This window comes from Shigella sp. FC1567, assembly GCF_001743015.1.
GTDB classification, from domain to species: Bacteria; Pseudomonadota; Gammaproteobacteria; order Enterobacterales; family Enterobacteriaceae; genus Escherichia; species Escherichia coli.
This window is the reverse complement of record NZ_MIIV01000300.1, coordinates 1-1,151: the sequence shown is the minus strand read 5'-3', so window position 1 is coordinate 1,151 and position 1,151 is coordinate 1. Positions and strand designations below refer to the sequence as shown.

Annotated in this window: 1 protein-coding gene; it reads right to left on the bottom strand. The window is 55.5% G+C overall.

Going from position 1 to position 1,151, the window contains the following annotated elements; translation table 11 throughout:
• The coding region (locus BHE85_RS16220; protein WP_000607601.1) for a glutamate decarboxylase at positions 1 to 1,151 on the bottom strand (1,151 nt) is incomplete at both ends.

Genomic DNA, 1,151 nt, shown 5'->3' with positions numbered 1-1,151 from the left:
TGTTTAAAGCTGTTCTGCTGGGCAATACCCTGCAGTTTCGGGTGATCGCTGAGATATTTCAGGGAGGCTTTGTAGTCTTCCAGCAACAGTTCAGCAAAGTCCATTTCGAAGCCGCGACGACACATAATACGCATCACCACGATGTCGGTGGCTTCACCGCCGAGAGTGAAGGCCGGAACCTGCCAGCCGCGCAGACGCAGACGTTCAGAGAGGTCGTACAGGGTGTATCCCGGATCTTCACCATCTTTCAGTTTGAAGCAAACCGCCGGGATGCCTTCGTCCGGGCGACCCGTACAGATGAACTCATACGGCCCCAGTTTGGCGATTTCATCCGCCAGATAAGCGGCAACCTGGTAAGAGGCGTTCTGTACTTTGGTATAGCCTTCACGACCGAGGCGCAGGAATTCATAGTACTGTGCAATTACCTGACCCGCCGGGCGGGAGAAGTTGATGGCAAAAGTACCAATTTGACCACCCAGGTAGTCAACGTTGAACACCAGTTCCTGCGGCAGCGCTTCTTCGTCACGCCAGATAACCCAGCCGCAGCCCAGCGGAGCCAGACCGAATTTATGGCCTGAAGCACTGATCGATTTCACACGCGGCAGGCGGAAGTCCCAGACGATATCCGGGGCGACGAACGGTGCCAGGAAGCCACCGCTGGCAGCGTCGATGTGCATGTCGATGTCGATACCGGTGTCGGCCTGGAATTTATCCAGCGCATCGTGCAGCGGTTGTGGGAACTCATAGTTACCGGTGTAGGTCACGCCGAAAGTCGGCACCACACCGATGGTGTTTTCGTCACAGGCTTCAATCATGCGTTTCGGGTCCATAAACAACTGACCGGGGCGCATAGGGATCTCACGCAGCTCCACATCCCAGTAGCGGGCGAATTTATGCCAGCAGATTTGTACCGGACCGCACACCAGGTTTGGTTTATCCGTTGGTTTGCCTGCAGCTTCCATACGCTTGCGCCAACGCCATTTCATCGCCATCCCGCCGAGCATACAGGCCTCGGAAGAACCAATGGTGTTGGTGCCAACGGCCTGACCATTTTTCGGCGCAGGCGCATGCCACAGATCGGCAACCATATTTACGCAACGCAGGTCGATGGCTGCGGATTGCGGATATTCTTCTTTGTCGATCCAGTTTTT